Below are 8,402 nucleotides of genomic sequence, written 5' to 3' on the forward strand. Positions count from 1 at the left end.
CTGGAACATTTTGATATGCTCTTAGTGTTCCAATAGTCCCTCTTGCTTGATCAAAAGATAATCCCGCAGGTAGAGAAGGGAATATTGAGTAGCTAATTGATGACAATTCTTCAGTTGATAAAGCTTCATATCCAAGTACTGTTGGAGATAAAGAGCTTTGGATACTTGTTGTTCTATCAAAAGTGTTATAAACGGCAGCAACAGTTGCTTTACTATTAAAGAAGGCAGAACTGTTATCAACTTCACCGTCAACACTAAAATATCCCTGTCCGGTATTTTCAGAGATAGTAATATGTAATTCTTTATTATCTGAATCAATATATGAGATTAAGCCACTCACTCCGTTTTCAGCTGAAATCGAATTGTAGCCGGTAGTTGCAGAGAAAGGGGTAACGTCACTAACTTCTAAGATAACTTTACTACCTACAGTTGTAGGGTAAATAACAGACTCTAAGTCTTGAGCAATTGTAACAGCAAAAGTATCAGTTGAAACTTCATCAGAAGCAAACTGGTCGCTTGAGTATGTTGCAGTCATGTCGTAGAAAGTTTTTGGTAGAAAACGATCTGGTGTTCCTACGAATTGAGATGAATCAGTGTGGTCGATTATTAACCCTGTATCTGTAGCAAATGAACTAGGAGTAGAAAGAGTTAAGTATAGATCATGTCCTTCAATAAGGTTTGAGAACGTAGGTGCAATTGTTGGAAGTACAAAAGTTTCACCATCTTCATTTATGAGAAATTTATAATTCTTGTCACCTGGATAGCTAAAAGTTCCTGGGGATGTACAGGCAGGATCGGTCCCTGGCGTACAAGTGACACTGTCGTCATCATCATCGCTACCACTTCCTCCAGCTGAGGTTGTATCTTCAGCTTTCTTAGTAGGGGATTCCTTGAATTTAGTAAGGCTATCCGGCATACAAGCTGTAAGGGTGAATAATAGTAAAATAAATGTCGATATCTTCCATAAAGTTCTCATAATCTTATTATCGACACTTTTAGATGGGATATTTAGAAACTTAAATAGTTGGTTTAATTTCATATACTTAAGTGGAAAAATCTGCCTAATTTAAGCGTAAAATTTGAGTGAAACTGACAACTATTAATGGCAGCTTAAGGTAAGAAATCATAAATTTATAAAAAAAATATTTTTTCCTGTGAAAAGTCATAATTCAAGGGTTCAAAGAATGCCTCTTTATTTAAGTTTGTTTAAATATCTAATGGAAAATACAATGTAATAAACATGTGAGTAAATTGATTTTGGGACTAGCTAATGAGCAAAAGAATTTTAAATTTTCTTGTGATTGAGGATGATGATCTATCTAGATTAAATTTAGTAGAGGCATTGAAAAGTCATGGACTTGTTAGAGAAGCAAGAAACTCTGAAGAAGCAATAAAACTATTAAATGAAGAGAAATTTGATCTTGCTTGGATTGACTTAGATTTAGAGAAAGACTTGGCCGGTCTAGACTTAATTCCAATTGTAAAAAGTAAAAGAACATATGCTGTCGTTCTCTCAGGTAGAGAGGAAGACACAAATATTGAGGAAGCTTATAAAAGGGGATGTGAAGACTACCTCTCAAAGCCTTTTGATAAAGATTCCTTAAATATGATCCTTAGAAAGTTTAGAGTACTTTCTAAGGAATCAGTTTTAAGAAACTTCTTTGCCAATCAATATGTTACTCAAGATGATAAGCTCATTGAAAATTTAAAAGTAATTAATGAAGTTATTACTACTAATAAGCCTGTTTTTTTAAAGGGAGCTACTGGTACAGGAAAGACTCTTATTGCAAAGTTAGTTCATGAGTTAATTTTTGAAGATGATAAGTCTTTTATTCATTTGAACTGCTCTGAGATACCAGAAAATTTATTAGAGGCCGAACTATTTGGGTATGAAAAGGGAGCTTTCTCAGGAGCTGAAACTAGTAAGAAAGGAAAGTTTGAACTTGCTGATGGTGGAACACTTTTTCTAGATGAAATAGCGACTATGCCGATGGTTTTGCAACAGAAAATTCTAAGGGCGATTGATGAAAAGTCTTTCTATCCTCTCGGAAGTGAGACATTAGTTAAATCTGATTTTCGTTTAGTTAGTGCAACGTGTGAAGACTTAGAAGATATGGTTAAGAATGGATCTTTTAGAGAAGATCTATACTTTAGAATAGAGGGATTTAATATCGATCTCCCTTCATTGTCTAAAAGAAGAGAAGATATACCGCTATTGATAAAGCACTTCTTAGGTAAAGGGAAGAGACGTGTTGTTTTAAATAGTGAAGTTAAAAATATTTTGAATAGCTATTCTTGGCCTGGAAATATAAGAGAGTTAAGAAGAGTTGTAGAGATACTTCAATCAAAGTCTCATGGGGTGATTGGTGTTCAGGATCTTCCTTCTCATATTAAAGGTGTTTGTGAGTCTGAAGCTGTAGTGACAAGTATAGACAATAAACTTGTTCATGGGAGTATACTTACTAAGATGCAACTAGAGTATATTCAAATCAATGGACTTAAGTCATTTGTAGAAAAAGTAGAAGAAGATGCGCTAGCAATTGTTTTAAAAGAAAATGATGAGAAAGTAAGGAAAACACTTGGTGTCTTGAAAATATCAAATAGTGCATTTTATAGGATATCAGAGAGGAGAAAAGATGCAGGATCAGAATAAAGTTATTCATGATATAAATTCAAGCATCTCTGCAATTTCTCAGTCACTATCTCTGATAAATGATAACTGGAAAAATAATCCAGAAATTGTAGAAAAAATTTTACCTCTAGTTCTTGAAAAAGCCGTGTCTTTAGAAGAGCAGTGGAATCAAGCTAAAAATATAATTAAAAATAAAGGTTAAGTAATGAAAAAGATTTTAATGGTAATGTTGTTCTCTCTAAGTATTACAAATACACATGCAGAAGGTTTTGCGGATAAACTAAGACCTTATGTTGAAGAGTATCTTGGAGATGAACTCGCAGTTAAGTTATTTGGTGAAAGAGAAGAGAATATTAAACTTCCAGAGATACCAAAAGTAAATAAGGATGCTAAGTCTGTCCGTGCTGAATATCAAGATAAGATGAAATCAAAAATCTCTAAAGAAAAAATGGAAAAAGCTGATCTCTCTTTCTTATTTGAAATCTATGAATCGGCACGAAGAGTAAAGCCAAATGAAAATGATGTTGCAAAGTGGATGAATGTGATCTCTCAGGGCGGAAGTCGTGAAGGGGTATATAGGGCCTTAGTTTTAGATAATACATACGCGGCAATGGAGAATTATGATACCCCTATGACAGACTCTGGAATCAATTTTTCAAAGTATTATGTTTCAACATTCATGAATAAAGAAATATCTAAAGAGTCTTTAGAGAAGACAAATTTTTATACACTAAAGAGAGTCCTTGTTGAACAAACTTTGGAAATACTAGATGAGCTTTTATTTAAAGATGTGAATTTGTTTTATGATTGGTATGCCGTTTTCTCTGCTGAAATAGCTAAGAAATACCCTAACTTTTTCACTAATAAAATTAGAAAAAGTACTTCGAGAGAAAGACATAGAAAGTGGGCCGAGTTTGTTCCTGTTCAACATGTTAAGTCTGAAGTGATGGTTAAGCTTCATAAGCTTTTCAATACTACCAATCAGTAGAAAAAAGGATTCTCTGTCTTAGTGAGACACATCATGAGTCTTTCTACACCTAATGCTATTCCACTTGAAGTCGGAAGCGACTTCATAGTGTGGTAGAAGTCAGTCGGCTCAGGAAGAGAATATTGATACAGGTTTTTTTTCATAATGGCCTGTCCATCAAATCTTTCTTTGAGAAGAGCTAAGTCTGTAAGCTCATTAAACGAATTACAAATTTCAACTCCAAATGAATAAACCTCAAAACGGTCACAAACCCTATGGTCTTCTCTATTAATGGTTGATAGAGCGCTTAAGTGACTTGGAAAATTATAAAGAAGTATAAAGGGATACTTTTTGAGCTTGGGTTCAACTTCATTTAAAAAAAGTAAGAAATAGTAATCATCCCATGATAATTGGTCATGCTCTTTTTCTGATGGTAGTGGAACTTGTTTGAAGTCACTTCTTATTTTTGCTGCCAGTTTATCTTTATCTAGATATTCTAAGATATCAATATTTACAGTCTCTATGAAAATTTCCTGTATCGTTTTCTTTATAGGAACAAATTCATTGAATTCTGTTCTTATATTTATTCCATCTTCTAAAGATCTTTTTGCACAAAATTTAAAGAGGCCTTCAACATCATCCATTATCTTTGTATAGAATTCATCTTTTCTATACCACTCAAGCATAAGAAATTGAGGTCGATGATGGGTAGAGTTTGGTTCGTCTCTAAAGCAATAGGATATATTAAATATTTTTTCAAAACCAACAGAGAGAAGTTCCTTCATATGAAACTCTGGAGATGTATGCAGGTAGAGATCTAGGTTTTCTTTATTATGAGCGCTCCTCACCTGAAAAGGATGAATATGTGTCTCCATTCCTGGGTTTTGAACAATTGGTGGAGTTTGGACATCTTCAAATCCATTGGAAGTGAAGAACTCACGAATATATTGTTGAATCTTAAAGAGCGTTTTCAATTTTTCTAGTCGATTTGTCTCTTCTTTCATTTTCTCACCGCGCCATGTGTTGATTTTCTTGTGCCTATGACATATCAATGACTTCATAAAATACACAAGAGGATTCTTAATGAATGATTTAGTAAAATTACTACAAGATCTTTATGACCAGTCGGGTCAGAATATTACTGCAGATATTAACCATGTTTATGGAGCAGGTGGAGCTTTAGGGCTTTTATTAGTTTTATCTTTATACCTAATCTTTAGAAAGCCTTCCAAGAAAATAGAAGCAACTACCGTTGATAAGACAGAAGTAGTTGAAACTAAAGAAGAAATAATTATAGATGAACCTCAAGTTGTAAAGGCTCCTACTGAAGCTGTTGAAGTTGAGACTCCAGTGGAAACTATTCCTACTGGACCGACTTGGAGAGAGAGACTAAAGAAGGGTTTATCGAAGTCTAGTAATGAAGTATGGGGAAAGCTTGGTTCCATCTTTACTGGTAAAAAGCTTGATGATGACACTTTAGAAGAGGTTGAAGAGCTACTCTATGGAGCTGATATTGGACCTACAATAGCGGCAGAACTTATTGAAGAGCTTGAAGAAGAAGCTAAAAAAGATGGTTTTGGTGAGCAAGAATTTAAACAATTTTTAAAGAATTTTCTTGATTCAAAAATGAATACTGTTCAAGAAGGTGTTGATACTGATCTTTATAACTTTAGCGAGGCCAATAGAGGTAAGACTAAAGTCATTATGGTTGTTGGTGTGAATGGAGCAGGTAAAACTACGACAATTGGAAAATTAGCGACAAAGCTTACGGGACAAGGCGCTAAGGTTGTTGTTGGTGCATGTGACACTTTTAGGGCAGCTGCAGTTGATCAATTAGAAGTATGGTGTCAAAGAGCTGGAGCAGAGATGATCCGAGCTAAAGAAGGAGCTAACCCAAGTGGAGTTGGTTACGACGCTTTACAGACAGCAATAAATTCAAAGGCCGATTACTGTATTCTTGATACGGCCGGAAGATTACACACAAAAGGTAATCTGATGGATGAACTAAAAAAGAGTCGTGATGTACTCAAAAAGCTGGATGAATCGGCCCCTCATCAAACACTACTTGTTATTGATGCGATTACTGGTCAGAATGCGATTCGTCAGGCCGAAGAATTTAATAATACTCTTGGTCTTTCGGGATTAATTTTTACAAAATGCGATGGCTCATCAAAGGCCGGAGCCGCAATAGGTATTGTTGACAAGCTAAAAGTACCAATTACGTACATTGGAGTCGGCGAACAGGTAGAAGACTTAAATGTTTTCAACTTGAATGAGTACTTAGATGCTTTATTGGACATCGATTAGAGAGTAAGTTGATTGACTCTAATACACCTTTAAGGGTAATATTTAAGAGATGGAAAGTATAAGAGAAGAAAAAGAATTTAACGTACTGGGTTATAAAATCAAGTTCACACCTGAAGAAGCGGAGACAAATATCTCAGCTCAGGATGTTGTGAGTTACGTGCAAAAAATAACTGAGGAAATAAGACAAAAGTCTCCTCAGTTAGATATAGGTCAAGTGGCTACACTTGCAGCTCTTAAAATAGCGAATGAGAAAATCTCAATTGAAAGAGACTTTGAAAATAATATATCAAAACTGCATATGACAGCTTGTGATGCGCTTCAATTTATTGAAGAAGTATCTCCTTCTACGATTTAAATCTTCTCTTAGTTATAAGAGTGGAAATTTATTTTGAATAAAGAAAAGCTTAGAAAAGAACTTCGAACTGTGTTGTCCAAAATAGACAATGTACAGAGAAGTGAAAAAGCAAAACTTTGTTTAGTTAATTTAATAAAACTTCTTAGGTCCCAAGGACTACTTTCCAAAAACATTATTTTAGGATTATTTGCACCACTCGAAGATGAAATAAATATTATTTCTGGAGTGGGAAAAGAAATAAAGACTCTTGCGTTTCCAAGCATTAATGAGTGTGGAGAAATGGTTTTTAGAGAGTCTCGCTTTGAGGATTTAGTTGAAAACACTAGCTTTAAAGTAAAAATTTTAGAACCGTCCTTATCTAATAAGATTGTCCAACCAGACATCTTATTGGTACCGGGTTTGGCCTTTGGAAGAGAAGGGCAAAGACTGGGGAGAGGTCGAGGCTATTACGATAGATACTTAGAAAATTATAAATGTATAACAATAGGTTTAGGTTTTAATGATCAGCTAATAACTGAGATCCCAATGGAAGAGCACGATTGTCATCTAAATTGGGTAGTCACAGATAGCGAAGTTATTAAAGTTTGAAATAATAAAAGGAGTAAGAAATGGGCATAGAAGTAATTCTTGCAGCAGTTCTTTTTCTAATCGTTGGTGCTGGAGCAGGGTTTTTCGTTAGAAATGCACAAGCGACGAAGGAATTGAATGAAAGAAAGTCAAAAGGTGACGAGATCATCGAAGAAGCAAAAGAGAAAGCAAAAGATTTAGCTTACAAAGCTAGAAAAGAAGCTAAAGAAATTTCAAGAGAAGAAAAGCAAAATCTTGATAAAGAAATTCATCAAAGAACAAAAGAAATTAAAGATCAAGAAAAAGAAATTGCTCAGAAAGAAGCTAAGTTAGATACAAAGCTTGAAGAGAGCGAGAAAGAAAAAGCTCGTCTTGCAGATAAAGAAGCTGAAGTTGAAAAAGCTAGAAGAGCTGCAGATGAAGAAAAAGGTCGCTTCAAGGCTAAGCAAGAAGAGATTGTTGTTAAACTTACTGAAGTAGCAAAACTAACTGAAGATCAAGCAAAAGAAGAATTAATTTCTTTAATGGAAGAAGATGCAAAAGTAGATTTTTCTAAAAGACTTGTAAGACTAGAAGAAGAGGCTAAAGAAGAAGCAGAAGAGAGAGCTAAGAGAATTGTAGGAATTGCAATTCAGAGATTTGCTGGTGAGCATGTTGCAGAAAAAACAATTTCTACAGTAGAGCTTCCTTCTGATGATGTTAAAGGTCGTCTAATTGGTAGAGAAGGTAGAAATATTCGTGCCTTCGAACAAATTTGTGGTGTTGATTTAATTATTGATGATACTCCAGAAGTTGTCGTTATCTCATCTTTCAATGTTGTAAGAAGAGAAATTGCAAGACAAACAATTCTTAAACTTATTGCTGACGGTAGAATTCACCCAGCAAAAATTGAAGAGTTTCACGATAAGTCTAAAGCAGAGATGGAAAAACAACTTCTTTCTCTTGGTGAAAAAGCTCAGATGGAAATCGGAGTTCACGGTATTCACCCTGAGATTCTTAAGTTAGTTGGTGCTCTTAACTGGAGAACTTCATATACTCAGAATCAATATCAACATGCTATTGAAGCTGCATTTATTTGTGGTGCTATGGCCGCTGAGATGGGTCTTAACGTTAAGCAAGCAAGACGTGCTGGTCTATTACATGACATCGGTAAAGTTCTTGATGCTTCTGCAGAAGGGTCGCATGCTGTAACTGGTGCTGACTTTGCTAAGAAGTACGGAGAGTCTCCTGACATCGTTCACGCGATTAGAGCTCACCATGATGATGAGAAACCAGAATCAGTACTTGCTCATATTGTAGCCGCTGGAGATGCCCTTTCTGGTGCACGTCCAGGTGCTAGAAAAGCAATGATGGAGTCATATGTATCACGTCTAACTGATATCGAAGAAATTGTTAATAGCTTTGAAGGTGTTTCAAAGTCTTATGCAATCTCAGGTGGTAGAGAAGTTAGAGTTATCGTAGAAAACAATTCTGTAAGTGATGAACAAACAGTAATGCTTTCTAGAGATATTGCTAAGAAAATCGAAGAAGAAATGTCTTACCCTGGAACGATTAAAATCACAGTAGTAAGAGAA

Annotated in this window: 9 protein-coding genes; 7 read left to right on the top strand and 2 right to left on the bottom strand. The window is 35.1% G+C overall.

Features of this window, described 5'->3' with window-relative positions:
• Positions 1-976 (bottom strand): hypothetical protein (locus ABX784_RS13790; RefSeq protein WP_372655639.1); only part of this gene is annotated, 976 nt, incomplete at its 3' end.
• A 294-nt stretch (positions 977-1,270) separates the two neighbouring features.
• Between ABX784_RS13790 and ABX784_RS13795 the strand changes: the two genes are divergently transcribed.
• The 3 genes from ABX784_RS13795 to ABX784_RS13805 are packed head-to-tail and all read left to right on the top strand — an operon-like array spanning position 1,271 to position 3,620.
• Positions 1,271-2,653: a sigma-54-dependent transcriptional regulator gene (locus ABX784_RS13795; protein WP_372655640.1), complete on the top strand. Its 1,383-nt coding sequence runs from the start codon at positions 1,271-1,273 to the stop codon at positions 2,651-2,653.
• Positions 2,637-2,834, top strand: a complete 198-nt coding sequence (locus ABX784_RS13800; RefSeq protein ID WP_372655641.1) for a hypothetical protein — start codon at positions 2,637-2,639, stop codon at positions 2,832-2,834. Before ABX784_RS13795 ends, ABX784_RS13800 begins: the two co-directional genes overlap by 17 nt.
• A 3-nt stretch (positions 2,835-2,837) precedes the next feature.
• Positions 2,838-3,620 (top strand): hypothetical protein, encoded by a 783-nt coding sequence (locus ABX784_RS13805; protein WP_372655642.1) that lies wholly within the window; start codon positions 2,838-2,840, stop codon positions 3,618-3,620.
• Here ABX784_RS13805 and ABX784_RS13810 read toward each other — a convergent pair.
• Positions 3,614-4,660 (bottom strand): amino acid--tRNA ligase-related protein, encoded by a 1,047-nt coding sequence (locus ABX784_RS13810; RefSeq protein WP_372655643.1) that lies wholly within the window; start codon positions 4,658-4,660, stop codon positions 3,614-3,616. The genes ABX784_RS13805 and ABX784_RS13810 overlap by 7 nt on opposite strands.
• A 22-nt stretch (positions 4,661-4,682) precedes the next feature.
• Between ABX784_RS13810 and ftsY the strand changes: the two genes are divergently transcribed.
• From ftsY to rny, 4 genes are all read left to right on the top strand, one after another.
• Complete coding sequence (gene ftsY / locus ABX784_RS13815; protein ID WP_372655644.1) at positions 4,683-5,906, top strand: signal recognition particle-docking protein FtsY; 1,224 nt, start codon at positions 4,683-4,685, stop codon at positions 5,904-5,906.
• Positions 5,907-5,955: 49 nt separating this feature from the next.
• Positions 5,956-6,261, top strand: coding sequence for a cell division protein ZapA (gene zapA, locus ABX784_RS13820; RefSeq protein ID WP_372655645.1), 306 nt, complete (start codon positions 5,956-5,958; stop codon positions 6,259-6,261).
• Positions 6,262-6,294: 33 nt separating this feature from the next.
• Complete coding sequence (locus ABX784_RS13825; protein ID WP_372655646.1) at positions 6,295-6,849, top strand: 5-formyltetrahydrofolate cyclo-ligase; 555 nt, start codon at positions 6,295-6,297, stop codon at positions 6,847-6,849.
• A 20-nt stretch (positions 6,850-6,869) separates the two neighbouring features.
• Positions 6,870-8,402, top strand: a 1,533-nt coding sequence (gene rny, locus ABX784_RS13830) for a ribonuclease Y (RefSeq protein ID WP_372655647.1), incomplete at its 3' end; no start/stop codon positions are given.

The organism is Halobacteriovorax sp. (genome assembly GCF_041587335.1).
In the GTDB taxonomy this organism is placed as follows: domain Bacteria; phylum Bdellovibrionota; class Bacteriovoracia; order Bacteriovoracales; family Bacteriovoracaceae; genus Halobacteriovorax.

Bases quoted from the DNA above. Each gene is read 5' to 3' on its own strand.
- ABX784_RS13795 (WP_372655640.1), top strand. From the start codon at position 1,271: ATGAGCAAAAGAATTTTAAATTTTCTTGTGATTGAGGATGATGATCTA.
- ABX784_RS13800 (WP_372655641.1), top strand. From the start codon at position 2,637: ATGCAGGATCAGAATAAAGTTATTCATGATATAAATTCAAGCATCTCT.
- ABX784_RS13805 (WP_372655642.1), top strand. From the start codon at position 2,838: ATGAAAAAGATTTTAATGGTAATGTTGTTCTCTCTAAGTATTACAAAT.
- ABX784_RS13810 (WP_372655643.1), bottom strand. From the start codon at position 4,660: ATGAAGTCATTGATATGTCATAGGCACAAGAAAATCAACACATGGCGC.
- ftsY (WP_372655644.1), top strand. From the start codon at position 4,683: ATGAATGATTTAGTAAAATTACTACAAGATCTTTATGACCAGTCGGGT.
- zapA (WP_372655645.1), top strand. From the start codon at position 5,956: ATGGAAAGTATAAGAGAAGAAAAAGAATTTAACGTACTGGGTTATAAA.